We start from the raw sequence: 24,331 nt of genomic DNA on the forward strand, positions 1-24,331 counted from the left end.
CGGAAAAGAGCGATCATCGTAGGGCTCGCCGGGCAGTCAAAGCAAACGGCCCTCGTCTCCAGGTGCGCGTAACCCGCGCGCCGCCGGGATCGGGCTTCCGAAAGAGAAGAATGCGCCCCAGCGCGAAACCTTTCACGATGCTCAGAGAATTTCGTCCAGCATGCCGGCCGCTTCGAGGCGCAACCTGCTTAGAACCCTGGACTTGGCGATATCGACGGCGTTTGCAGAAATTCCCAGGGCCTGGGCCACTTCGGCCGTCGAACGCTGCTCGAGCACCCGCATGCGGAATGCTTGCCAGCTCGTTGGTGTGAATTCCGGCTCGATCAGCTCCTGCAATCGCCGCACGACGTGATCGGCGTGCTCGCGGTCCCACATCTGGCTCAGCGGATGGCTCGCTTCGCGCAGCCCGTCTAGCACCGCATCGTCGGCCGGCGCCTGCATCTGCGGGCGGCCCAGGCGCTGCCGCCAGTAGAGATTGACCTCGCGCACCGTCACGGTCCGCAGCCAGGCGCGAAACGAGCCGTCGCGCTGGCGGCGAAACTCGGGCAGATGCTCGACAATCTTCTTCATCACCTCTTGGCAAAGATCGTCGGCGTCGGCGGCCAGCCGCGGTTCGAGCCGGATAAACCGTCGAATAAATGGTTCGTACAATTCCACGAACCGCTGCCAGTCGTGATGCGCCGGCGAGCCCTGGAGTCGATGGAGCAAACTGGCAGAAGTCAATTCCATGGGAACAATATGCCGCGGCCGGCACGGTTCCGCGAGATCGAACAAGGGGTAGCCCTCCAGCCGGCACCCGGTCTTGGTCGGCGGGCATCCACAACCGCCAGAACGAGCCGAGCCACGAGGTCACGGAAGGACCCTGCTGACGTCCGTCAACAACGGCGCCGACGAAAGTTGTTGGCGCAGTTCTTCGTCGCGTTGCTCGACGGCCCTTCCGTGCTCCGCAGGTGGAGCTTCTCGCTCAAGAGTCGCGCGGCTTCGGCTTTGCAAAGGGCGCCAGCTCGGGGAGGAGTTCCCATCCGGCAGGGACCTGCAGGTTCGCCCCTTCAAAGGCGTCTGCGGTTGGCTCGAAGCTGCCTCCCAAGTGCTTGTGCAGGAATCGCTCGGCGACGGCCCAAAAGGAGATCCAGCTTTCCGCCTGAAAATAGTCATGTCCCTCGTCGGGATAAACGAGATAAGTCACGTCCTTGCCATGTTGCTCGAGTGCCGAAACAAAGAGATCGGATTGTTGCTTGGGAACCACGACATCTTTACCACCGTGTGTGACCAGCAGCGGGCTCGTCACACGTTCGGCGAAATGCAACGGCGACTGGCGGCGCAACAACTCGAGCCCGTCGGGAGTCCGAGGATCGCCCACGCGCAGCGCAGTATCGCGCCACAACAAGCTCGTGCGGCGTGCGAACAGTTCCAGGTCCGACAGCCCATAGAGCGCCATCCCACAGGCGAATTCGTCCGGATAGAAGGCCGCTGTGGCGAACGTGGAGAACCCGCCAAAGGACCAACCCCAGATGCCGACTTTGCCTGGTTGGGCGATGTGCTGGTCGACAGCCCAGTGGGCGAAATCGACGAGATCCTGCTGCGACTTGCCTCCCCATTCGCGATAGCCTTGCTCGATGAACGACTTGCCAAAACCTCCGGCGCCGCGGAACTCGACGCGCAGCGCCGCGTAGCCGCGGTTCGCCAGCAGTTGCAGGCAGCGGTTGGTTAGCCAACTGTCCCAAGGGTAGGCCGCGTCGGGACCACCGTGGACGAACAACAGGGTGGGCAGCGGCGCGTCGGGCTGTCCGTCGGCGTTGGCGTCGGTGCCCGGAGGCAAATAGACATGGCATGGCAGCCGCAGGCCGTCGCGCGTGGTGGCCACGCGCGCGAACCGCGGGGCCAGCGGGTATTGATCGAGCACGCGGTTGGCTGAGAACAGCGGCTCGACGGTTTGCCGAGATCGCTGATACACGTGAAACCGCACGGGTCCGCCATCGAGGGGAGCGACCAGCCATGCGCGATCCTGGGCACTGATCCCGATGGTGCCCACCGGCCCGTGGAAGTGGTCTTCGAGCAGTGCAAAGTCGCGACGCACCGCTTCGTCGATCACGTACCGGCGGAGTTGATCGAATTGCGCCGTGGCCGCCAGCGCCCGACCCGTCACCCGATCGACAACGGCGATCGGACGGATATCGGCATCGGCGTCGGTGGCCAGGACCGTCTCTTGCCCGGTCGCCAGATCTACGGCCAGCAGCGCCGACTTGTCGCGGCCCGCGTTGTCGACCAGATACAAGACTTCGCCCGCTGCATCCACGCCGATCACCCCTTGGACGCCGGCGCCGGGCGCGCGTTGCACATTGGCACGATCGACGTCGAGCGTACGTAAGGGCACCCACTGATCGTCGTCTGCGCGCCGCAGCAGCTCGAGGGTTCCGTTAGGCCCCGCTTTCTCCGCGACGCGCGGCCGGTAGCTCGCGTCGAAGTGCACGGTCCGGAATTCCTTCCGTTCCAGGACGAGCACTTTTTCGGCGGTGAGGAGATCGATTTTCCAGTGGTCGTGAACCCGTGGGTCGCGATCATTGAGCGCTACGAGCGCCTGTCCTGGCAGTTCGCCGCTCAGTCGCTCGAGTCGCGCACTGACGCCGGGCAGCGGCGTCAGGTCAATCGTTGGTGCGCCTGAAGCATCGCAACTTGCGAGCCGCACGCCGTCGCGGACTTGCTGTTGCACGAGTAGGCGCTGACCGTCGGCCGACCACCAGAGACCCAAGGGTTGGCCCTGATCGAGCAGTGCGACGCGCGTGCGCGCATCCGGGTCGTCCGAGGGGGCGACCCAGGCCGTTCGCGTTCCATCTTGAATCTCAATGTAGGCGATCCGCTCCCCGTCGGGGCTCAGCACGGCGACCGGCCGGTCCGCATCGACGAACAGAGCGCGGCGTGGGATCAGGGTGGTGTCTGCGCTCGCTTGCGCGGAGCCCAGAAGCACCAGCCAGGCGACGACCCCCGCGAAACGCCACTTTTGGTCGGCGTTTCGCACCGCCCGGAGGTTCGTGCTGCGCAGCGGGCGATCTCGGCGCCATCGTCTCTCAGCTCGATCGATCATCGATTCCTCCTGCCTCGCGGCGGTTCATCGTCGCCGCGCGCTGGGGTCAGCCACGGCGAAGGACTGGTCTTGTTCGAGGAAAATCTTGGCGGCACTTCGTTGACCCAGCAAACAGGCTTGGGGCGACGCGATCCACTCGGCCCTAAGATACAAAGGCGTCGACGATGGACACAGAGAAACATCTCCTGGGGATGACCTGACCACCGGCTGCTTGAGCTGCGCGGAACGCGAAATGGTTCCGTCGCTTGCGACTTGAGGAGCGCCCCGAAGCGTAACGCTGAATCGCTCCACGCAAGCGGCGATCGCCTTGGCGTTGCGACCGGCCGAGACAGGTACGGCAGCGGCCGTGATCGTCCGCATGCTGGAACACGGCGAGCCGACGATTTGCCGCTGGAAGACGAAATTCGCCGGGTAAATCGCCGCCCAGGCGCGGCGGCTCCAACGATTCGAAGCCGGGAACCGCAAGCTCATGCTGTGCGTGCCCGTCCCGAGCGGAGCGCGATCGACGAGCACCGACAGACCCGTGATGGATGCCTGTTGACCGGCGTTCGCATAGCCGCGCCCTGGCATTTCTTGAACCATTCCCCCGGAGAGATTTAGAATCAGTTGTGGCCGCCGTGCTTCCGCGGCCGGATCGTCCCGCCCCAGAATCTGTCGCTTTCGGACCTCCCGCCATGCTGCGACACCTGTTGGTTCTTGTCGGCATGGTCGTCCCGCTGCTGATCCAGGGCGAGAGACTTTGGGCAGCGGAAAACGTGACTTCCGCCGCATCCAGTCTGCCCGCCGACGCGATCTCGTTCGATGTCCAGATCCGGCCGATCTTGAAGGCACATTGCTGGCATTGCCATGGCGAGGAAGAAGAGCGGCAAGGCACGCTCGACACGCGGCTGGTACGGCTGCTCCTCAGCGGAGGCGATTCGGGGCCCGCCATCGTTCCCGGACGGCACGACGAGAGCCTGCTCTATCAACGCATCGCGGCCGGCGAAATGCCGCCGGGCGAAAAGAAGCTCTCGCCCGCCGACGTGCAATTGATCGCCCGCTGGATCGACCAGGGCGCGTTGCCCTCCAGTGCCGAACCAGCCGCGCTGGCCCCGGGCAGTTTGTTCAGCGACGCCGAGCGTTTGCACTGGTCGTTTCAGCCGATCCGTCGACCGCCGCTGCCGCCAGTCACGCGGCCCGACCTGGTCGCGACGCCGATCGATGCCTTCCTGTTGGCCGAATTGGAAAAGCAGGGTCTCAGTTTTGGTCCGCTGGCCGATCGCGCCACGCTAATGCGCCGGTTGCACTTCGACCTGACCGGTTTACCTCCGACGCCGGCAGAAATCGAAGCGTTTGTCGCCGATCCGGCGCCTGATGCTTACGACCAACTCGTCGAGCGCCTGCTCGCCTCGCCTGCTTACGGCGAGCGCTGGGGCCGTCACTGGCTCGACGTGGCCGGCTATGCCGACAGCGACGGCTACAGCGAGAAAGACGCCGAACGCAAATGGGCCTATCGCTACCGCGACTATGTGATCCGAGCGCTGAATAACGACAAGCCGTGGAACGAATTCCTCGTCGAGCAACTGGCCGGGGACGAATTGCTTGCGCCGCCCTACGCGAATCTCTCGCCTCAGCAGGCCGATTGCCTGATCGCCACCGGTTTGCTGCGCATGGGGCCCGACGGGACCTCGGATAGCGACGTTGACCAACCGACGGCCCGGAATGAAGTGCTGGCCGACACGATCAAGATCGTTTCGACGGCGCTGTTGGGCTTGTCGGTCGGCTGCGCGCAATGCCACGATCATCGGTATGATCCGATCCGGCAGGCCGACTACTATCGGCTGCGCGCGATTTTCGAGCCGGCGTACGATTGTCAGAAATGGCTTACCCCCGCGGCACGACTGGTCTCGCTCTGGCCGGACGACGTGCGCGAGTTGGCCGCCGCTGTCGAAGCCGGACTGGCCAATCTGAATAAGCAGCGGACCGCCGAGCTCGATGCCCTCGTTGCCGAGACATTCGCACGCGAGCTCGCCAAGCTGCCGGCCGAGATTCAGCCTGCGGCCCGCGCGGCGCGCGATACCCCGACCGATCAGCGGACCGACGACCAGCAACAACTGATCAAGCAATACCCCTTCCTGAATGTCGACCGGGGCAGCGTCTATCTCTACCTTCCGGATCGACTGAACGGTTTCACGAACAAGTGGGACCAGCTCCTCGCGGCCGCGTCGGCCAGACGTCCGGCCGACGACCTGGTCCAATGTCTGACCGAGCCGACCAGCCCGCCGCCGGTGACTCGGCTGTTCTACCGCGGCGACTTCAATCAGCCACGGCAGGAGCTCGCTCCCGGCGAACTGTCGATCCTGCCGGCCAACGACTGCACAATTGCCGTCGACGATCCGACCCTGCCGACGACCGGCCGCCGGCTGGCCTATGCACGGCATCTCACCAACGGACGGCATCCGCTCGTGGCCCGGGTCCTGGTGAATCGATTCTGGATGCAGCATTTTGGTCGCGGGCTGGTCGCGACGGTGGCGGATTTTGGCATGCTCGGCGAGGCCCCCTCGCATCCCGCGCTGCTGGATTGGCTGGCCGACGATTTCATGCGCGCCGGCTGGAGGCTGAAGCGCTGGCACCGCCAGGTCGTGCTCTCGACCGCCTATCGCCAATCGTCGCAGCGGCGCGAAGAACTCGACGCCGTCGATCCGGACAACCTCCTCCTGGGCCGGATGCACGTGCGCCGGCTGGAGGCCGAGGTGATTCGCGACGCGCTGTTGGCGGCGAGCGGCCAATTGTCGAATCGGATGTTTGGCCCGTCGGTTTCGGTGATGCCGGACGAAGTGGGGCAAATTGTCGTGGGCGTCGATACGCGCGATTCTGCCGGTCGGCCCTCGGGTCGGTTCGTGTCGCTCGGTGAGGATGAATTCCGCCGCAGCATCTACGTGTGTGTGCGCCGCACGATGCCGCTGGGGATGCTCGAATCCTTCGATGCGCCGCTGATGACGCCGAATTGCTCGAAACGCGCCCAGTCGACCGTCGCGCCGCAATCGCTGCTGATGATGAACAGCGATTTCGTGGTCCAGAGCGCCTTGACGATGGCCGAACGCGTCGCGGCCGAAGTCGGCGCCGACCCGGCCGCGCAAGTTCGCCGAGCTTGGCTGCTGGCCTTCGCCCAGCAGCCGTCGAGCGCCCAGCAGGCCGCGGGAACTTCGTTTCTGCAGGAACAAGCGAAGTTGCTGGCCGATCAGCCGCAGCCGGGCCGCGTCGCGCTGGCGCATTTTTGCCAAGCGCTCGTCAGCTCCAACGGCTTCTTGTACGTCGATTGAAGGGCGTCCCCATGTTGCACTACACCCGACGCCACTTTCTCGGCCAACAAATCTTCGGCCTCGGCGGCGTCGCACTGGCACATCTGCTGGCGTGTGATCGGGCGCACGCGGTCCCGCCGATGCCGAGGCTGGACCGCGAACAATACGACCTGCGGCCGCGATCCCCGGCCCGCGAGCCGCGGGCCAGGGCCATGATTTCGATGTTCATGCAAGGTGGGCCGAGCCACATCGATCTGTTCGATCTCAAGCCCGAGCTGACGCGGCGGCATCTGCAGACTTATTCCGGCGAGATCAAGTACGACAACGCGGCCGAGGCCAGCGCCAAGCTGTTCGGAAGCCCCTGGAAATTCGCCCCACAAGGCCAGTGTGGCATGGAGTTGAGTGAGCTGTTGCCGCATTTGGGCTCGGTGGCCGACGAGATCTGCCTGATCCGCTCGATGCATACCGACGTGAACAATCACGGCCAATCGATCAACGCCCTCAACACGGGCAATATTCAGCCGGGCCGGCCTTCGCTCGGCTCGTGGATGACCTACGCCCTGGGGAGCGAAAGCCAGAGCCTGCCGGCGTTTGTCGTGCTCAGCGATCCGGGCGGGTTGCCGGTATTGGGAGTCGAGAACTGGCAGAACGGTTGGCTGCCGTCGATCTATCAAGGGACCGTCGTGCGGCCGCAGGAGCCGCGCATTCTGAACCTCGATCCGCCCGAGCATCTGCGTGGCCGCGCGCAGGAATCCTTTCTGGCCTACCTGCATCAATTGAACGAGACCCACCTGGCCGAGCATCCGCGTGAGCAGGACCTCGCGGCGCGGATTCAAAGCTACGAGCTGGCGGCACGCATGCAGGTGGCCGCCAAAGAGGCGCTCGCCATCGAAGCCGAGACCGAGGCGACGCACCGCCTGTATGGGCTCGACGACCCGGAGACGCGTGACTATGGCTCGCGGTGCCTGATTGCCCGGCGGTTGGTTGAACGCGGGGTGCGGTTTGTGCAGATTTTCACCGGCAACCAGACGTGGGACCATCACGGCAACATCATCAAGTCTCTGCCGCAAGTTTGCCGGCGAACGGATCAACCGAGCGCCGCGCTGGTGCAAGATCTCAAACAGCGCGGCCTGCTTGATTCGACCCTCGTGCACTGGGGCGGCGAAATGGGCCGGCTGCCGGTGATTCAAAACGAGCAGAACATCGGCCGCGATCATAACACCTACGGTTTCAGCATGTGGCTGGCTGGCGGCGGAATTCGCGGTGGCTGCGTGCACGGCGCCACCGACGAATTGGGCCACAAGGCGGTCGCCGACACCGTCTCGCACCACGAGTATCACGCCACGCTACTGCACCTGTTGGGCATCGACAGCGCCCAGACGTCGTTCGCGCGCCCCACGGGCACCGGCAGCCTGATGGACGGACAAACCGTCAACGTCGTCGGTCCGATCTTGAAACAGGCGATCTGACCGCGCGCTGGTTGGCAAGCCCGCCGCAACAGTCCGCCGAGTTGTTCGGCCGCGAAGCGCCGGCGAGCCATATTGACCATCCTTCCCGGGTCTCCCGTCGAAAGCCTGTCACCCTCGGCCCGGACCGATTCTTAGGGGGGCAGGGCACCGCCAGCTTGCGCAGGACTCGACCATCGTGCGCAAGCCACGACGTGGCTGCCGGTGCCGCCGGTCGGCGGCCGCGTTGCTCACTCCGGCGGCGGGCGACCACCGCGGATCACCGCTCGGCAAGTCGTCGTTGCAACGTCTCGATCGCCTCTTGGTAGACCTGCCCCACGCGTTCCCGTTGGGCGCGATCGCCAAAGCGGGCCACCGCCTGAATCTGCTCCCAATCCGACTTCATCTGGGCGATGAGGCGCCGCGCCGTTGGCTCGTCGAACGGGCCCTTTCCCGCCAGGTCGATGTAGATCGGGCTAGTATGCGCAAACAGATCGCCACCGAATTCATTCTTGCCGATCGGCACGGTCGACTCGGGGTTGCCATCGACCGACGGGGGCCGAACGCGCAGCGCCAGCCAACTCGGCGCGTCGACGTCGATCGTGCTGTCGAGCATCGCCAGGAAGTGCGCTCCCTCGGACACTGCGTCCGCATGCTGCACGACACGGCCGTTTTGCACCAGCTCGATCCGCTGGAAATCTGCCCGGCCAACGGCACCGCCGGTCACTTTCAATCGCCGCGGACCGTCGAGCTCGATTCGACTCCCCGGGGCGCAATTCTCGACCGTGAATTCCAGGAGCGGTCCATTGGTGACAAAGGACCTGCCCTCGGCGAGTCGATCGAGCCACTCGGTCGGCGTAGCCGCGCGATCCGCCATCACGTACGCCCGCGACCAATCGTAGAGAAACCAATCGGTGCCCGTGCTCAACGGCACCTTCAGACCGAGATTGAGATACTGGTAATAGGGCTCTTCGTAGCTGCCGTGCCGGTTGCCGTCGCAGACGTTGTTCGCATCGAGCCGGCCGAGGATGAAGTTCGGCGCGTCTTCGAATCCGCGACGATTGTGGGCCCAAATGGCCTTACCGCCCAGCCGTCGCGCCTCGTCGATACCTGTTCTTAGCGGCGGCGAATCAAACCCGCGCCGGGTGATTCCTGGGCCGATGCTCACGGGTTGAATCACCCCGGGAATATCGAGCAGCAGCACGTGCCCATAGCCTTCGCCGTATGCCCCGAAGTTGTGCCGGAGTTCCTGGCCGTAGCCCCAGCGCACCTCGGCGCTCGAGAGGCGCGCCAGATCGGCGGGGGTGTATTTGTTGCTCGTGTATTCCAGATCGGCATCGGCCCGCTCCAGATACGAGACGAAAACAATCGCCAGCCCATCGGCCCGGGGCACTTCGCACAAATAGCGATCGGCCTGTTGCTGGCTGAGTTTGCGAAGATGCAGGTGCGTGTTGCCAGCCAGGTAGCCGTCGCGTCCGAGGTGACCAATGCGCGGCAAGGCGATCTCGAGCGCCGCCTCGTGCTTGCCGGTCAAGTCGATGGACTTGACGACCTGCTCGGTCTCCAACCCGGACAGCGCCGCGATCGAGAGCGGCTCTGCCGGCACCGTCACGACGCGAGGCCCCGGCAAGACCCACCAATCATGTACCGGACCGGGTTCTTCCACGCCTTGCCCGCGATTAAGTAGCTCGGCGATCTCGACGACCCGCCCGTCGGCGGATCTAAGCTGAACGATCCCAGGCACTTCCTGGGCTGTCGCCGCATCGGTCAATTGGATGTGCAGCGCACACGTCGCGCCGGCCGTTTCGGTGGCGCGGCAACTTGCCGCCGCGATCCCGAGGAGAATTGCCAAGACGCGTAGCGGCCCCAGGAGCGGAGAACGCAACATGTGCGAACCTCGCTCGCAATCGATCGAGCTGCGGCAAGCTGGCAGGCGGGCGTCAAGGCATGAAGGAGCTACGGTCCGCAAACCCGGGCCTCGTCCGCACGAGCGTCGGATCGAGTCAGCGCCGACGAGTTCAACGGTCCGCATCGAATCGCGGCAGATCAAAATAATAGATTGCCGGCTCATCGCTCGGGCCATTACGTTCGGCAGCATCGATCAACAGCCGATCTCCCACGATCTGCTGCACGGCATTGGTGCCGTCCGGGCGCGTCACCAGAAATTCTGCAGGATGCACGAACAGGATGAATTTGTGATTCTCGCGTGAGCGAGCTTGTACGATCGGGTCGTTCTTAATCGTGCCGAACATTCCGCCCGATGGGCAGACCAGAAAATCGGCCCCCGAATCGGAGATCTTTCGCACGATCTCCGGTTCGGTGCGATCGGCGCAAATCATAATGCCGATCTTCCCCAGCGCGGTGTCGAACACCGGCGAATCTACGCCCGGGGTGTTGCGCACCAACTCGTGCTGCAGTTTCTGCTTGCGATACTTCCCCACCAGCGCGCCGTCGGGACCGAGCAGCACGGCCGTGTTGTATCGCAGCGGGCCGTCGGCCTCGAGCATGCCGGCGACCAGGTAGATCTCAAGTTCGTCCGCCAACGCAGCCAGTTTGCGGAAGTATTTGCCTGCGGGAATCGGTTCGCCGAGCCGTTGATATTCTTCCAGGGGAATGGTCTTGTCCGCGATCGCGTAACCGTCGAGGAAGCACTCCGTCGTACAGATAAGCTGGGCGCCGTCGGCGGTTGCCCGGCGAATCAAGGGTTCGACGCGCTGCCAATTGGCTTCCTTGTCTTGTCGAATCCACTTGAGCACGATGCCGGCCACCTTCGTTGTCGGCGCAGCAGGTGCCGGCGTTGGGCGAGCAGCTTGGGCCACCACGCTCGATTCGTTCGACACCAGACAGCACGCCGCCAGCAAGATCGCGACGTCACGCAGGGTGCCAGGGTGGTGACAGGTGTGTGCTTTCGAATGCATGCGTGACATCCCCGCTGGCAACGTCTACCTGGACCCATGCTGCACGGCAACGTTTCCCAATTGCCCGCGACGCCTTCGCAGCGGGAACAACTCACCCAGCATATCAGACGATTTCAAGCACCGTCTGATTCGCCAACGTGCAGTCCTGGCCGTTCTTTTGCCGTGCCGCCCTTGCGTGTTGGCTGGTCTTGCGCGTCAAATGTTCGCCATTTGGGCGACGCCCTGATCGCAGGCCTGTACGGCTCGCCCGACTGGGATGCTGAGTATTCTGACTTCGCAGCCGCAGCGATCGAACCCGAGCAGCTCAAGACGATGCGATTCCGGCTATTCAGAATGGTGTGGCGACTGTCCGCATGTTTCGCGCCGATCTGGCTGACGGCGGCGGCGCTGGCCGCATCGCCGACCAGCCCGCCGCCCGCGTCGATCGCCGCGCGGGAATTCTCCTGGGCCGCCCTCGACGAGCCGGAGCCGCTCTTCTGGCCTGCCTACCTGTGGCTCTGGAACGGGCCGCTGGGCGGGGACGCGATGCTGCGACAGTTGCGCGACATGCGCGCGCACGACGCGCGCAGCGTATGCACAATCCCGATGCCGCACGAGTTTCGGCCCGACTCGACCAACAATCGGCTCGATCCTCCGTACCTGTCGCCCAAGTTCTTCGATGCGGTGACGCAGGCAGTGGACGAAGCGGCGCGCTTGGGAATGCACTATTGGATGTACGACGAAGGGGGCTGGCCTTCCGGCCAAGCCACGGGCCGCATTCTCGAGGCGCGTCGCGACCTGACCGCCCAACTGCTCGAGCGCGACGCAGCGGGGGCCTGGCATCCAGCGCGGCGCGAAGGCTTTACGGATCTTTTGAATCCCGAGACGACGGCGACTTTCATCGCGCTCACGCACGAACGATATCGCGCCGCGATCGGCCGGCATTTTGGGCACACGGTTCAGATGGTGTTTACGGACGAACCGGCGGTCAGCGCCGTCACGCCAGGCAAGCAGATTCCTTGGACGACTGGGGCCGACGAGTTGTTCCGCCGGCGATCGGGCTACGAACTGACCGACAGCCTGACGGCCTTCGACCGGCCGCCGTCCGCCGATCTTGCTCCGAGCGAGCAGCAGGCCCGCGTCGATTTCTTCGATTTCTGGTCGAGTCGTTTTCGCACGGCCTATTTCGACCCCTTGCGCGCGTGGAGCCGATCGCTCGGCCTGGCGCACGGCGGCCATCTGGGTGGCGATGACGAAACCGACGGCTGCGTCCGCTATGGTTTTGGACACGTGATGCGGCAATTGCGCGCGATGGACGTGCCCGGAGTCGACATCATCTGGAGGCAGGTGTTCCCCGGGCAGCGCAACCATCACTTTGCCAAATACGCCTCGGCCGCGGCACATCAGAATGGCGGGCATCTGGCCCTCACCGAATCGTTTTGCGTCTATGGCAACGGCCTCACGCCGGCGCAGATGAAGTGGTTGATCGACTATCAGTATGTGCGCGGGCTCAACCTGCTCGTCGCCGGCTGCTATCCACTCAGCACGCAAGATCACCTGATGCCGGGCGAACGGCCCCATTTTGGGCCCGTCGATCCGTTGTGGGATTTCCTGCCCGAGCTGCATCGTTACGTGGCTCGCTTGGGATACGTGTTGGCCTGCGGCGAGCCGGTCATCGATGTGGCGCTCTACTATCCCGTGCGCGACATGTGGGCCCTGGGGGGCGCGAGCCCGGCCGTGCGAGCCCATGAGGAATTGGCGGCCGCACTCTTCGCGCGGCAATGCGACTTCGACATCATCGATGACGACGTGCTCGCCGACCCGGCGACGCGCATCGAGCACGGCGCGATGGTCGCCGGGTCGATGCGCTATCGCTCGATTGTGCTGGGGCCAACGCAATGGATCAGCAAGCCGGCTCGCGCACGCCTCGACGCGTTTCGCGCCGCCGGCGGCACGATCATTCGTGGCGACGAGGCGCCCGAGCTACGGCAATGTGTCGAGACGATTCCGCAGACGATCGTGCTCTCACCGGAGAGCCAAGACCTTCGGGTCTGTTTGCGCCGCTGGCCGAACGGCGGCGCGGCGTTTATCTGGAACGAGGGAGTGGCCAACTATCGGGGGCGATTACGGGTACCTCTGGTGGGCGCGCCTGTCGAAGTCTTGCCTGCGACCGGCCAGGCGCGGGTCCCGCGCGACATCCAACGCGACGACCAGGGCACGGAAATTTCCGTGACGCTCGGCCCGGGGCAATCGCTGCTGTTGGTGTTTGCCGATGCCGCTCCGGCCGATCTGCCCTTGCAGCCCGAGTGGCGCCTGGGCGAGGCCGTCGATCTGGTCGACGGTTGGGAGGCCCGGGTCTCACGCGAGCATCGCATCGGCGAACACGACTACGAACTCGTCGATCCGGTGGCGGAGTTTCGCCCGGTCGCGCTCGCCGACTGGAAATCGTGGCTGGGCCCAGATTTCTCTGGCCGGGTCATCTACCGGCGCCAGGTCGAGATCCCGGTCAACATGCGGGACCAGCCGCTGGGCATTGACCTGGGGCGGGTCGATTTTGCCGCCCGCGTGTCGGTCGATGGCCAGCGCGTTGGCGACCTGTTGTGGGCCCCCTGGGTCGTGGCCTTGCCCGACCTGGGCGCTCGCGAAAGTTTCGAGCTCGAAGTCGAAGTTGCCAACACGTTGGCCAATGCCATCACGTCCCAGCGCACGCAAGAGGCTTGGGGCCAAAAGTCGGGGGCCGGCTGGCCTGGCCCCTATCATGCGCGAGCGCTGCGCTTCGAGTTCGAGTCGCGCAGCGGCGGATTGTTCGGGCCGGCACGGCTCATCCGGCTGGAAGAGTGAAACACCTTGCCCGTGCGAACGTCGAGGAAACAATATCCGTGGCAGAGCCGGCGAATGAATTCTGTTCAAGCTATGCCGCCTCGGCGCGACGCGTTGTGTTCGCAGGGATGTGAATTGCAACCCTCTGATCGTTGGCGTCGAGCGAGATCGATTCGCTTACCCTCGCCGTTGGAATGGGCTAACTGCGGTCCGCGGCAACGAACATCGGTTCCAGCAAGGTACGTAGAGCCAGTCTCGCACGGTGTAATCGCGTCTTGACCGCACCCGGCGAGATTTGGAGCATCTTGGCGGTTTGGTCGGTATCGAGCTCTTCGATATCGCGCAGCAGCAGGATCTCGCGATAGCCTTCCGGCAACTGGTCAATCGAACGACGGACCTGGGTCCGCAGCTCGGCTTGCTGAGCCGGCTCGCTCGGACAACGTGTCCAAGGTTGCACGGCATGTACGTGGTGGCCCTGGTCGTCGAAGCTCGGCAAGAGTTCTTCAATCGGACACGCGGTGCGGCTTCTTTCGGAGCGCAGCTTCATCAAGCAAGCATTGATCAAGATCCGCTGGAGCCAGGTCCCGATCCGCGCGCTCCCCTCGAACGAATCGATCGCCTTGAACGCCGAGATGAACGCCTCTTGAACCGCATCGGCGGCGTCGTTTTCGCAGCGCAGCATGCGATTCGCTACGGCCAGCATTCTTCCACTGAAGGTCCGCACGAGCCATTCGTAAGCGGCTTCGTCGCCACGGCGCAATCGTGCGAGCAGATGTGCCTCGTCGATCGACTCGAAGCCGCCACAAGCACGAATCGGGGTGGATGCGGTGTTCATGATGCCTCCTTCGAAGCCAGTTCGATGATCTCGGCGACGAAGCCTGAGCAGCGGTAGATTTGCGCTCCCTGGCGAAGCAGGTCTTGCAGACAATGGATGCCGTTGGCGTCGACGAAGGTGACGTCGGCCAGGTCGAGCCGTAGCGGATGGCTCTGGGGCTCGCAGGATGCGCAGAAACTGCGAAACTCGTCGACCCATAGGCCGATCAGCTTGCCCTCGAGCTTGAGATTCAGCCCGGGCTGTTCGTCGGGCAAAGGCGTGACACGAAGCATGGCGAGGTTCCTTGTGCAGGGGACGTCGCATGCCTATCGCATGGGCCGTGCCGAATTGAATCGGCCCGCGCAAGAATGCCGCAACTCATGCCTGGAAAAGGGGTTGCGGTTCTGGGTTGAGTTTGCGTATCCGCCGTCGTGAGCAGGTGCCACGACGTGCTCCCACGAGATCTCGTGAGCGCCTCGAAAGGTCGTGGTGTGGGCGCAGATCCGCTGCCTCCCGGGGAGGGCGCGGCAGAGTTGGCGTACGCCACCGCCAAGCCGAGCAAACAGGCGCTAGTCCCCGCGCGCGATGCCGAGTTTCTTCAAACGGCTGCGGAGCGTATTGGGGTGCAAGTTGAGGATCTTCGCCGCACCGCGAGCGCCGTCGATCACCCAATCGGTTTGCCGGAGCACGGCGAGGATGTGCTGGCGTTCGATCTCCTCCAGGCTCAGCGAATCGGTGGCGACGGATTGCTCGGCGGCAGGCATCGCGAGCGCGTCGGCGCCGACTTCGAGCATCGAGCCAGAGGCCAGAATGACGGCTCGCTCGACGATGTTCTCCAATTCGCGAATGTTGCCGGGCCAGGGATAGGCGAGCAGTCGATCCATGGCCTGCCGGCTGACGGATTCGATCTGGCGACCGATGCGTCCGCTGAATTTGTTCACCAGGAACTGCACCAGGAGCGGGATGTCTTCCTTGCGCTCGCGCAAGGGGGGCAAGGCCAGAGGAAAGACGTTGAGTCGATAGAACAGGTCTTCACGGAAGGACTTGTCTTGCACTGCTTTCGACAGGTCGCGATTCGTGGCGGCAATGACGCGCACGTCGACCTTGATCGAACTGCCGCTGCCCACGCGTTCAAATTCGCGTTCCTGCAAGACGCGCAGCAGCTTGGACTGGACCTCGAGCGGCAGCTCGCCGATTTCGTCCAGAAAAATCGTGCCGCCGTCGGCCAGCTCGAAGCGGCCAATGCGTCGCGTCAGCGCACCGGTGAAGGCCCCTTTTTCGTGGCCGAAAAGCTCGCTCTCGACGAGCCCGCTGGGGAGTGCGGCGCAATTCAGCTTGATGAGCGGCTTGTCGCTGCGGCGGCTGATGGAATGAATGGCGCGGGCGATCAATTCCTTGCCGGTCCCCGTTTCGCCCTGGATCAAGACCGTCGCATCGGTCGGTGCGACGAGACGCACCTGATCCAGCACCGCGACGAGGCCGGAGCTTTGACCGACGATCTCGTCGAAATTGTGGACGGACTTGATTTCTTCCTGCAGATAGACGTTTTCCGCTGCTAGTCGCGCTTTTTCCTGCTCCATCAAGACGCGCTCGGTGATGTCGACAAACATCGTGCGCGTGTACGTGCCGCTGGGATCCGGCTTCGACCACCACTCGATCCAAATCGGGTTGCCGTTGTCCTTGCGTCGCAATTCCAGCACGACGCCGCTGGTGTCCGTGCCCCGGCCGACGGATGCAAACGCCTCCTTCACGCGGCGCTGGGCGTCGGGCGTGTCGGGCACGAGCGAGATGCCGACCATGCCTGGGACCTGCTCGGGCGTGATGCCGAGAATCCGCATGGCCGCCCGATTGGCCGAGATGAATCGCGATTCCAGGTCCTCTTGGACGTAAGCGATCGGGGCCTCGTTGTAGAGATCCTGGAACTGCTGCTCGCTCTCGCGGAGCTTGCGCTCGGATCGCAATCGTTCCAGCTCGGTGGCCGCACGCATGGCAAACAGTTGGAAGATCGACAGGCGCCGCGCTTCGTCGGGCATCGGCCGGGGATCGTAGACCGCGAGATGGCCAAGCGTGGTGCCATGCGCGTCCAAGAGCGGCACGCCGAGATAGCTCTCGATGCCCAGCTCCATCAACGGCCGATCCAGAGGAAACTTGTCCTTGACGCCGCAGGGGTGATGGCAGAGCTTGCCCGCCACGACCTCTTCGCAGGGCGTACCCATCAGGTCGAACTCGATATTGGTCGCCAGTCGATCCTGTTCCCAATAGGCCAGCGTGCGCACGCGTCGCGGGTTGTCGGCAAATTCAGCCACAAAGGCGTACCGCACGTCGATCGCGCGGGCCAGATTGCGCACGAGCGACGCAAAGAACTCTTCGCCGCGGTCGCGGGCCGTTCCTTCTACGAGGGCGCGCAACACCGCCAACTCAGAAGCTTCGTCGGTGGGCGTGCGGACGGTTGCGGTCGATTCGGTTGTCATGGCTGTGCTGGCAAGTTTCCACTCGGCGCGGCACCCGGATTGTAGCCGGGGCGGTCGGGCGCATGCCAACGCGACGCGGCTGCGGCGGGCCGTCCGGTGCGTGAAACGCGAAGCGCGGCAGTCGCATCAAAACAAGTGTCGAATGACCCGCCGATCCTCGTTCTGGAGACCGTCTACATGCAGGCCACCGCATCCAACTCGAACCCCATGACTCCTGCCTCAGGCCTGTCAGCCGCGGCGGGCTTCCCGCGTTGGGTGTTCGGGCTGTCCTGGGCCGCACAGCTCGCCGTGGCTGCGGTGCTGGCGCAAACGCTGTTCTTCAAATTCACCTATGCACCTGAAACGCAGATCATCTTCGGACCGCGCGGCGGTCGTCCCGCCGCTACGTTGGTGGGCCTGGTCGAATTGGTGTGCGTGGTGTTGCTGCTGGCGCCGCGGACAAGTTTCTACGGGGCAGCGCTGGCTTTCATGACGATCAGCGGCGCGATTGTCACGCACTTGACTTCGTTGGGAATTCAAGTGGTCGATCCCCAATCCGGCGAGAGCGACGGCGGACTTTTGTTCGCGCTCGCGCTCGCGGTGTTTGCCGGATCGCTGATCGTCATCGCGTGCCGTTGGCGGCAAGTGGCATGGCTGCGTCGCATGCTCGGCGCGGCTGCAGGATCGCGTGCCGTGTAGATCCGGTCTCAGTTGGGTACCGCGTCGAGCGCCTGCAGAATCTCGGCGACTTTCGCGCGATCGCCATGACTCTTACTGACCTTCGCGAAGCGAACGACTCGCTGCCGGTCCAGCACGAACGTCGAGGGAAAAGCCGTCTCGCGCGGAGCGTTCCAGCGCAACCCGTAGGACGTGGTGAACTTGTAATCGGGGTCGGTCACGAACAGGAAGTTCTCCGGCAGCGTCTTGTCCTTCAGAAACGCGCGCCCTTGATCCACAAGCTGCTCGCGCGGACCGGGATACACGAGCAGTACCTTGGCACCCGTCGCCGCGAGCTGCTTCGCTTTGCCGATCAACATGCCCACTTGGGCCGTGCAGATGGGGCATTGATACCCCGGGTAGCCACGCAGCACGACCAGCACCACGGGCGCCTTCATCGTGAGCTGCGAAAGCATCACGGGTCGATCGTCCAAGGTCGAAAGCGTGAAGTCGGGGGCCTGGTCGCCGACGGCGGGCATTTTGGTTTCAGCGCGGGCGTCGGCGCCTGCGGCTGGGGTGATGACGAAGATCGCAGCGGCAATCCCGTAGCGCGCGCAGAAGTGCAGGTGTTCAGGCTTCATGGTCGAGTACCTTTTTGAAAGAGACTATTGCTTTGAAGGAGCCGGCTGTTCGGCGAATAGCCGCGAAACTCGTCGTACGCTTTGTGGGTCTAACCGCAAGATGGAAAGGTCATCGCACTGATTATGCGTCGCTCGTACTTCGACGAGATCGCCGACGAAAGGCAGAATGGCCTGATTGATCGCCGCGCCGTTCTCGGCGACGAGCAGATGATAGGCTGGCTGCCCGGTTGAGCCCGTGTAGAGCATCGGCGGGATGCCGCCGGAGATGCACAACGTGGCACAAGCTTTGTGCGTCTTGCCTGCCCCGGGCTTCATGGCCCCCAGAAAGCACTTGGGATCGATGATCTCGCCACGCAGCGTCACCGTGGCCGCTGAGGAACTCGAGGGCCAGGCAAGCTTTGTCGTCACGCTCGGTGCGAGATCCGAGCACGTCTCGATCGCGTCTGGCGCCGTTGCCAGTTCGAGCATCCATCGATCATTGCGATGTAAGTAGGTGCCGCGTACTCGTACGGCGCGGCCGTCGTAGGTCTTGAGCCGTTCGGCCGCGCCGAACTTGCCCTCCTCGACCAGCAGCACCGTGTGCACGGCACCGTCCGACGCGGCATCGAGCGTTCGCAGCAGCGCATAAGGCCGGCAGTAGGCCATCCCTTCGAGCGTTACCCGTGTCTCAGAATTCCATTCTGCCGTACCGGGCGAAGACTGACTGGCGGCGATCGCACCGGCCAGCAAGGGAGCCAGCAGCAACGCGAACCACGCCAGTTGCCGTACGCGGCGCTTGTAACCGGCCGGTACGTCAAGCCAGCCGATGAAGAACTCGTCGGCTGGAGGCCGATCGTGCGAAGGTCCCGATGCGAACATGATCAGTTGGTCTCCACCCAGAAGGCCGGCGTCGTGGAAGTGCCGGGAGGGAGCGGTTCGGGATCAAGCCAGACGCGTCCTCGTTCGACGCGGACGCGATAAGTCGCGATCTTTTCCTGGAAAGGGGGCGGCGATTGGCCGTTTTCGGGCCGATACTCCCAGCCGTGCCAGGGACAGGTGATACAGCCTTCGATGATTCTCCCTTCACCGAGCGGACCTCGCTGATGCGCGCAGACGTTCGTCACGGCCGAGAAACGGTTGCCGTGGCGGAAAATGGCCACGCGTTCGCGACCCGGCAGGCAAACGGTCTTCGCACGACCATCGGGAATTTCCTCCGCCCGGCCCACTTCGATCCACGTGCTGGCAGCAGCGGGCAGAACCGATGAGCCGCGATCTCGCCGCTGCTCGCGCCAACCGACCGTGAGATGCAGGCCGACGACAAGCGTCAAGCCCAATGCGAGCACGATGGGGTAGAGCAGGCTCCGCTCTGCCTGGAGAGCGCCAAAGGCAATGTGCAGCGTGATGAGCCCATAGGCGGGATAGACCAGCATGTGCAAACTCTTCCACACGCTGGGACCAAGATTCTTCTGCCAGAAATCGTGACTCGTGACGGCCAGCAGGCACAGGATGACCAGCGCCAGCAGCCCGAGCGTTTCGAAGGGAAACGCTGCTAACGAAGCGTAGTTCGTGTTCGACGTTAGCAACGATACGAAGGGGCCGACGCGGCCAAACCCATGGTAGTAGCCAGTGGCGAGCAGCCCATGCGCCAGCGCCACGAGAAACGTCGCCACACCCAGGTGACGACGATTGTACAGCAGCGGCAGCAAGCGCCGGTCCAATCGCGCGAGCGGACCGATACACAAGAGAAAACTGAGCATGAAGTAGGCGCAGGTCCCCAGCGCCCGCAGTAGCAACACTTCGAGCGAAATGTGGCCTGCAGCGCTCTGCGACACGACCCCGCACAACAGGAACGTCGCCAGGTAGGCGATGACTCCCGCGGCAATTGCCCTGTCGTAGACGCGCTTGTTGTGGTTCCAATTGATCGACTTGTAGGTGACGCTCATGACGAGATACCGTGCGCGTGCGGGCTGCTGCTCTTGGACGCTCCGTCTGGAGGCGCGAGCGAGACGTGCATCGGCCGGCTGACGATCGCCGCCGCCAGCCCCAACGCAACGAGTGGGCCCATGACGAGCCAAACCCACCAATGCCAATTCCGATGCGATCGGGTCATGGTCGAGTCTCTCGCCTTCCGGTGCGTCGCCAGAGCATCGCCATCCAGGGCCACAGCGCCACGCTGCCGGGCAGGATGAGCAGCCGAAACGTCCAGGGTGCGTGGTGGGCGGCCGGATCGATGCGGCCCACGCCCCACAGGACGAAGGGCACGCCCACCATTGCGCCACACATCAGGTAGAGTCCCACGATCAATAAGAGCATTCGCGCCAGGTCAACCACGTGCAGGCCCCGTTTCTGGCCCTCAAGGAGCGTAGACCGTGCGTCCGCCATCCACCGGCAGGCAGATGCCGGTCACAAAATCGTTCTCTACCAACGCGAGCACGGCCTGCGCGATGTGTTGTGGACTCCCCTCGCGCTTCACGAGCGTGGCATTGATGGCTTCGTCGCGCTCGGCGACGGGAAGATCGGGGGGCAACATGACCGGCCCGGGCATGATGCAGTTCACGCGTACCTGCGGATTGCGAGAGCCGAGCTCCACGGCCAGGCAGCGGGTCAGCGTCGTGATCGCGCCTTTCGAAGGAAAGTAGGCCGCGTAGTTCAGGTAGGGGCGCGCCTCGGCCCAGTCTCCCAAGGTGACGATCGAGCCCCCGTCGGGCTGTTTGGTCATGGCCAGCCCGGCGAGTTGCGAGCACAGGAAGGTGCCCAGCGTGTTGGTCTCGAAGTGCAGGCGAACATCGGCGGCGGTCACGTCTTCGAGCCGCTTGCTTTTCCAGAGTGCCGCGCAGTTGACCAGCACATCGAGCCGGCGAAAGCGTCCCAGCACCTGTTCAATCATGTCGCGCACGGCGAGCTCGTCGGCGAGGTCGGCCTGAAATCCCTCGGCCTCCACGCCCAGCCTGCGCAGTCGCCGGATGGCTTCTTCCGCTTCGGCGGCCGAGCTGCGGTAGTGCACCGCCACGGCGTAGCCACGGGCGGCAAGGGCTTCGGCCACATGCGACCCAACGCGTCGCTTCCCACTGCCCGTTATCAAGGCGACTCGTGCGGCGGTCATGGTGTTGGCGCTCCAAATAACAGTGCATCCAGGCGAATCGACGAGGCGGACATCTTGCTTTCGATGCGGCCGGTGGGGCGGCGGTTACGGGGAATTCGAGCCTGCCTTCGGCACCACGATCGAAAGCGTCCCGGCCCTGGAAAGATGTAACTGCCGATCGCCCGAGTGCATCCAAGGCATAAGAGGGGCATGGACGTCACCGTCTGATTGCCCTCGGAACACAGGTTCTGTCTTCCCCCCAGGCTGGCCATGATCACGATTGCTGCGGCGGATATGCGTGCGAAGGGTGCCGTGGAATCGATCGCGGCATTGCTCGACCAGATCTCCGCGTTACTGAGATCTCTTGACGATGAGCAATACGCGCGCCGACCGGTGGGGCTCGTGCCGAGCAGCATCGGTGGACATGTCCGTCACTGCCTGGACCACGTCGAAGGGTTACTGGCAAATCTCTCGGCGCCAACGTTGAGCTACGAAGTGCGCGCTCGCGACACGTTGGTCGAACGTGATCGCAGCTTCGCTTTGCAGCGCATTGGCGAGTTGCGTCACGCGCTCTGCGATCTGGCCGATCGCGACGAGCGCATCCCGTTGCAGCTCGAAGTTCTTTGGACGGCCGGTGGGAAGCTCTGTCCGGTCGGCACGACGCTCGGACGCGAGCTGGCGTTTCTGCTCAGCCACACGATCCATCACCAGGCGTTGCTCTCCGTGATGGCGAAACAGTTGGAAATCGAAGTGCCCGCGGATTTCGGCTATGCACCGTCGACCTTGAGACATCAACAGAGCCAGCCATGTGCACGGTAACGGTGTTGCCATTTCGATTCGGCGCGCGCGTGGTCTGCAATCGCGATGAGCTGCGCTCACGCGCCATCGCGCAGCCGCCGGCGATGCACGTCGTCGTCGGCCGCCGGACCGCGTTTCCTCGAGATCCGGATTCAGGCGGAACCTGGATCGCCATCACCGACGCCGGATTGTGTCTGGTGCTCTTGAACGTCAACGACCAGGCATGCGCTTCGCAAGGCAGTGCGCCGCCGAGTCGCAGTCGAGGGACGATCGTGCCCGGCGTTTGTCGAGCGGCGAGCTTGGACGAAGCCGTTGCGCGCGCGTCGGCGCTCGACTTTCCGAAGTTTGCACCGTTTCGGCTGTTGCTGATTGACCGGAGCCGCTATGCAGAGTGCGCTTGGAACGGGACCGGGATGCAGATTCGGTATCCGGCGCTGCTCGACGGTCCCTTGATGTACACCTCGTCCAGTCTCGGTGATTCGCTGGTCGAAGCCCCGCGCCGCGCGTGGTTCGACTCCTGCTTTTGCTCGGCGGCGAATTGGCGCCGACGCCAGATCGAATTTCATCTCACGGCATGGCCCGGCGATGAGGCCCGAAGCGTGTGGATGACACGAGCGGACGCATTGACGGTCAGCCAGACGACCGTCGACCTCGGCGCCGCGAAGCTGCGTATGGCCTACCGAAAACGTCGGGGAGATTCGTCCCAATTGTGGCCCAGCCGTCGAGCTACGCTCTCCATCGCCAGGACGTCGCGCCATGTCGTCTGCTGAATTGCTGGGCCAATTCGTATCGATCGTCGGAGCCACGTTTGTCTCCGAGGATCTGACCTGCATCGGCACAGGCTTGCTGATTCACGAGGGCCGGGTCGGACTCGCCCTCGGCCTGCTCGCCTGTTTTCTGGGCATCGTGCTGGGCGATCTGGGGCTATGGCTGGTGGGCCGCGTCGTGGGAGTGCCCGTCTTGGCGTGGCCGTCGGTGAAGCGTCGTCTGCCGGCCGAGCAAATCGAGCACCTGACGGCCTGGTTCGATCGACAGGGTTGGCAAGCCGTGCTCGCCGCGCGCTTTCTGCCTGGCGCACGATTGCCGATCTACTTGGCGGCTGGTGCGTTGGGCCAGCGGGCGCATCGCTTCACGTACGGGGCCCTGCTCGCCGCAGCGCTCTGGACGCCGCTGGTCGTGTTGGCCGTCGTGCTCTTGGGAAACGTTGTCGTGCCTGCGCTGCACGCGGTGCTTGGCGCAACCGGGCAGACGCTGGTCGTGGCCGGAGGCTTGCTGTTTTGCGGTTGGCGGCTGGCCGCCTGGCTAAGGGGACGCCATCAGCTCCAGCGCCTGCTGGCGCGGATCAGCAAATGTTGGCGCTGGGAATTCTGGCCGGGTTGGCTCTTCTATCTGCCGCTCCTTCCGTGGCTGGGGTTTCTAACGCTGCGCTATCGGGGCCCCTTGGTGTGGACAGCTGCGAATCCCGGCATTCCCGATGGCGGAGTCGTGGGCGAATCGAAGGCCGCCATTCTCGATCGCCTGCCGCGCGACTACGTGTTGCCGTATTCACTCATCGCGACAGGCAGCACGCGTGACCGTCTCGCTGCGGTGCAAGCTCAGATGGCGGCGCGCGGATGGCAATTCCCGGTGATCCTCAAACCCGATGCTTCGCAGCGTGGTGCAGGTCTCAAGTTGGCTCACAGTCTGACGGACGTTGCAGCATACATCCATGAGCACCCGGCTCCGCTGCTGGTGCAGGTATATCATCCGGGCCCCTACGAAGCAGGCGTCTTCTACTATCGGCGTCCGGGCGAACGGCGCGGGCGCATCTTCTCCATCACCGACAAGCATTTTCCCAGCGTGACCGGCAACGGGCGCGAGACGCTCGCGGAGCTGATTTGGAAGCATCCCCGCTATCGCATGCAGGCTCCCACCTTTCTCGAGCGGTTCCACAGCCAGCTCGATCGAGTGCTCGCCGACGGCGAATCGCTGCGCTTGGCCATCGCCGGGAACCATTGCCAGGGCACGATGTTTTGCGACGGCGCGCACCTGGTCACCGACGAGCTGGAGCGGGTGATCGACCGCATCGCGCGTCAGTTCGCGGGCTTCTACATCGGCCGCTTTGACGTGCGCTACGGTGACGTCGACGAATTCATGGCCGGACGCGATCTGGCGATCGTCGAATTGAATGGCGCCACGAGCGAATCGACGAATATCTACGACCCTGCCTGGTCCCTGATGCGTGCATACGGCACGCTGGGCAGGCAGTGGCAGTTGCTCTTTGCCATCGGCGCGAGCAACCGTGCGCGGGGGGCGCAGCCGTCGCGAATCTGGCCCTTGTTGCAGGCCGTGCGCGCTTACTACCGTACGCGCCAGGTCAACTTGTTGGCCGACTGAATTGGTCCG

At 64.0% G+C, this 24,331-nt stretch carries 19 protein-coding genes; 7 read left to right on the forward strand and 12 right to left on the reverse strand.

Annotation, left to right across the window (positions count from 1 at the left end; genetic code table 11):
* Positions 1–141: 141 nt before the first annotated feature.
* Both K1X74_05995 and K1X74_06000 read right to left on the reverse strand, forming a co-directional pair.
* On the reverse strand, positions 142–729 hold the full coding sequence (locus K1X74_05995) for a sigma-70 family RNA polymerase sigma factor (protein ID MBX7165884.1): 588 nt from the start codon (positions 727–729) through the stop codon (positions 142–144).
* A 235-nt stretch (positions 730–964) separates the two neighbouring features.
* Positions 965–3,082 carry a prolyl oligopeptidase family serine peptidase gene (locus K1X74_06000; GenBank protein MBX7165885.1) on the reverse strand — a complete coding sequence of 706 codons (2,118 nt, stop codon included), beginning with the start codon at positions 3,080–3,082 and terminating at the stop codon, positions 965–967.
* 674 nt (positions 3,083–3,756) lie between these two features.
* On the opposite strand from K1X74_06000, the gene K1X74_06005 reads away from it, so the two are divergent.
* Together K1X74_06005 and K1X74_06010 are read left to right on the forward strand one after the other, a co-directional pair.
* Positions 3,757–6,384 carry a PSD1 and planctomycete cytochrome C domain-containing protein gene (locus K1X74_06005; GenBank protein MBX7165886.1) on the forward strand — a complete coding sequence of 876 codons (2,628 nt, stop codon included), beginning with the start codon at positions 3,757–3,759 and terminating at the stop codon, positions 6,382–6,384.
* An 11-nt stretch (positions 6,385–6,395) separates the two neighbouring features.
* Positions 6,396–7,832 (forward strand): DUF1501 domain-containing protein, encoded by a 1,437-nt coding sequence (locus K1X74_06010; protein ID MBX7165887.1) that lies wholly within the window; start codon positions 6,396–6,398, stop codon positions 7,830–7,832.
* 256 nt (positions 7,833–8,088) lie between these two features.
* Here K1X74_06010 and K1X74_06015 read toward each other — a convergent pair whose 3' ends face one another.
* Both K1X74_06015 and K1X74_06020 read right to left on the reverse strand, forming a co-directional pair.
* Entirely contained in the window at positions 8,089–9,696 is a 1,608-nt protein-coding gene (locus K1X74_06015) for a CehA/McbA family metallohydrolase (GenBank protein ID MBX7165888.1), read from the reverse strand.
* Positions 9,697–9,826: 130 nt separating this feature from the next.
* Complete coding sequence (locus K1X74_06020) at positions 9,827–10,726, reverse strand: carbon-nitrogen hydrolase family protein (GenBank protein MBX7165889.1); 900 nt, start codon at positions 10,724–10,726, stop codon at positions 9,827–9,829.
* 210 nt (positions 10,727–10,936) lie between these two features.
* Between K1X74_06020 and K1X74_06025 the strand changes: the two genes are divergently transcribed.
* Positions 10,937–13,546, forward strand: a complete 2,610-nt coding sequence (locus K1X74_06025; protein MBX7165890.1) for a hypothetical protein — start codon at positions 10,937–10,939, stop codon at positions 13,544–13,546.
* 178 nt (positions 13,547–13,724) lie between these two features.
* Here the strand turns inward: K1X74_06025 and K1X74_06030 are convergent, their stop codons facing one another.
* The 3 genes from K1X74_06030 to K1X74_06040 all read right to left on the reverse strand — a co-directional run bounded on the left by K1X74_06030 (position 13,725) and on the right by K1X74_06040 (position 16,810).
* Positions 13,725–14,360: a sigma-70 family RNA polymerase sigma factor gene (locus K1X74_06030; GenBank protein ID MBX7165891.1), complete on the reverse strand. Its 636-nt coding sequence runs from the start codon at positions 14,358–14,360 to the stop codon at positions 13,725–13,727.
* Positions 14,357–14,632 (reverse strand): STAS domain-containing protein, encoded by a 276-nt coding sequence (locus tag K1X74_06035; GenBank protein MBX7165892.1) that lies wholly within the window; start codon positions 14,630–14,632, stop codon positions 14,357–14,359. Before K1X74_06035 ends, K1X74_06030 begins: the two co-directional genes overlap by 4 nt.
* 276 nt (positions 14,633–14,908) lie before the next feature.
* Positions 14,909–16,810 carry a sigma 54-interacting transcriptional regulator gene (locus tag K1X74_06040; protein MBX7165893.1) on the reverse strand — a complete coding sequence of 634 codons (1,902 nt, stop codon included), beginning with the start codon at positions 16,808–16,810 and terminating at the stop codon, positions 14,909–14,911.
* 177 nt (positions 16,811–16,987) lie between these two features.
* Between K1X74_06040 and K1X74_06045 the strand changes: the two genes are divergently transcribed.
* Positions 16,988–17,488, forward strand: a complete 501-nt coding sequence (locus K1X74_06045) for a hypothetical protein (GenBank protein MBX7165894.1) — start codon at positions 16,988–16,990, stop codon at positions 17,486–17,488.
* An 8-nt stretch (positions 17,489–17,496) separates the two neighbouring features.
* Here the strand turns inward: K1X74_06045 and K1X74_06050 are convergent, their stop codons facing one another.
* The 5 genes from K1X74_06050 to K1X74_06070 all read right to left on the reverse strand — a co-directional run bounded on the left by K1X74_06050 (position 17,497) and on the right by K1X74_06070 (position 21,169).
* A complete protein-coding gene (locus tag K1X74_06050) occupies positions 17,497–18,087 on the reverse strand; it encodes a peroxiredoxin family protein (protein MBX7165895.1) in 591 nt (196 codons plus the stop codon).
* Between the two features lie 24 nt (positions 18,088–18,111).
* Positions 18,112–18,945: a hypothetical protein gene (locus K1X74_06055; GenBank protein MBX7165896.1), complete on the reverse strand. Its 834-nt coding sequence runs from the start codon at positions 18,943–18,945 to the stop codon at positions 18,112–18,114.
* A gap of 2 nt (positions 18,946–18,947) precedes the next feature.
* Positions 18,948–20,009, reverse strand: a complete 1,062-nt coding sequence (locus K1X74_06060; GenBank protein ID MBX7165897.1) for a ferric reductase-like transmembrane domain-containing protein — start codon at positions 20,007–20,009, stop codon at positions 18,948–18,950.
* 163 nt (positions 20,010–20,172) lie between these two features.
* A complete protein-coding gene (locus K1X74_06065; protein MBX7165898.1) occupies positions 20,173–20,397 on the reverse strand; it encodes a hypothetical protein in 225 nt (74 codons plus the stop codon).
* A 22-nt stretch (positions 20,398–20,419) separates the two neighbouring features.
* Positions 20,420–21,169, reverse strand: coding sequence for an SDR family oxidoreductase (locus K1X74_06070; GenBank protein ID MBX7165899.1), 750 nt, complete (start codon positions 21,167–21,169; stop codon positions 20,420–20,422).
* 249 nt (positions 21,170–21,418) lie between these two features.
* On the opposite strand from K1X74_06070, the gene K1X74_06075 reads away from it, so the two are divergent.
* From K1X74_06075 to K1X74_06085, 3 genes are read left to right on the forward strand one after another with little or no spacing between them, the layout of a single operon-like run.
* Positions 21,419–21,967, forward strand: coding sequence for a DinB family protein (locus K1X74_06075; protein MBX7165900.1), 549 nt, complete (start codon positions 21,419–21,421; stop codon positions 21,965–21,967).
* Positions 21,955–22,716, forward strand: a complete 762-nt coding sequence (locus tag K1X74_06080) for an NRDE family protein (protein ID MBX7165901.1) — start codon at positions 21,955–21,957, stop codon at positions 22,714–22,716. Before K1X74_06075 ends, K1X74_06080 begins: the two co-directional genes overlap by 13 nt.
* On the forward strand, positions 22,703–24,322 hold the full coding sequence (locus tag K1X74_06085) for a VTT domain-containing protein (GenBank protein MBX7165902.1): 1,620 nt from the start codon (positions 22,703–22,705) through the stop codon (positions 24,320–24,322). Before K1X74_06080 ends, K1X74_06085 begins: the two co-directional genes overlap by 14 nt.
* Positions 24,323–24,331: the final 9 nt, after the last annotated feature.

The organism is Pirellulales bacterium (genome assembly GCA_019694435.1).
Classification (GTDB): Bacteria; Planctomycetota; Planctomycetia; order Pirellulales; family JAEUIK01; genus JAIBBZ01.

Excerpts from the sequence above, each read along its gene's own strand:
- K1X74_06020 (MBX7165889.1), bottom strand. The coding sequence starts at position 10,726 with ATGCATTCGAAAGCACACACCTGTCACCACCCTGGCACCCTGCGTGAC.
- K1X74_06030 (MBX7165891.1), bottom strand. The coding sequence starts at position 14,360 with ATGAACACCGCATCCACCCCGATTCGTGCTTGTGGCGGCTTCGAGTCG.
- K1X74_06060 (MBX7165897.1), bottom strand. The coding sequence starts at position 20,009 with ATGAGCGTCACCTACAAGTCGATCAATTGGAACCACAACAAGCGCGTC.
- K1X74_06070 (MBX7165899.1), bottom strand. The coding sequence starts at position 21,169 with ATGACCGCCGCACGAGTCGCCTTGATAACGGGCAGTGGGAAGCGACGC.
- K1X74_06040 (MBX7165893.1), bottom strand. The coding sequence starts at position 16,810 with ATGACAACCGAATCGACCGCAACCGTCCGCACGCCCACCGACGAAGCT.
- K1X74_06015 (MBX7165888.1), bottom strand. The coding sequence starts at position 9,696 with ATGTTGCGTTCTCCGCTCCTGGGGCCGCTACGCGTCTTGGCAATTCTC.
- K1X74_06010 (MBX7165887.1), top strand. The coding sequence starts at position 6,396 with ATGTTGCACTACACCCGACGCCACTTTCTCGGCCAACAAATCTTCGGC.
- K1X74_06050 (MBX7165895.1), bottom strand. The coding sequence starts at position 18,087 with ATGAAGCCTGAACACCTGCACTTCTGCGCGCGCTACGGGATTGCCGCT.
- K1X74_06045 (MBX7165894.1), top strand. The coding sequence starts at position 16,988 with ATGCAGGCCACCGCATCCAACTCGAACCCCATGACTCCTGCCTCAGGC.
- K1X74_06005 (MBX7165886.1), top strand. The coding sequence starts at position 3,757 with ATGCTGCGACACCTGTTGGTTCTTGTCGGCATGGTCGTCCCGCTGCTG.
- K1X74_06075 (MBX7165900.1), top strand. The coding sequence starts at position 21,419 with ATGATCACGATTGCTGCGGCGGATATGCGTGCGAAGGGTGCCGTGGAA.
- K1X74_06080 (MBX7165901.1), top strand. The coding sequence starts at position 21,955 with ATGTGCACGGTAACGGTGTTGCCATTTCGATTCGGCGCGCGCGTGGTC.
- K1X74_05995 (MBX7165884.1), bottom strand. The coding sequence starts at position 729 with ATGGAATTGACTTCTGCCAGTTTGCTCCATCGACTCCAGGGCTCGCCG.
- K1X74_06055 (MBX7165896.1), bottom strand. The coding sequence starts at position 18,945 with ATGTTCGCATCGGGACCTTCGCACGATCGGCCTCCAGCCGACGAGTTC.
- K1X74_06085 (MBX7165902.1), top strand. The coding sequence starts at position 22,703 with ATGTCGTCTGCTGAATTGCTGGGCCAATTCGTATCGATCGTCGGAGCC.
- K1X74_06000 (MBX7165885.1), bottom strand. The coding sequence starts at position 3,082 with ATGATCGATCGAGCTGAGAGACGATGGCGCCGAGATCGCCCGCTGCGC.
- K1X74_06035 (MBX7165892.1), bottom strand. The coding sequence starts at position 14,632 with ATGCTTCGTGTCACGCCTTTGCCCGACGAACAGCCCGGGCTGAATCTC.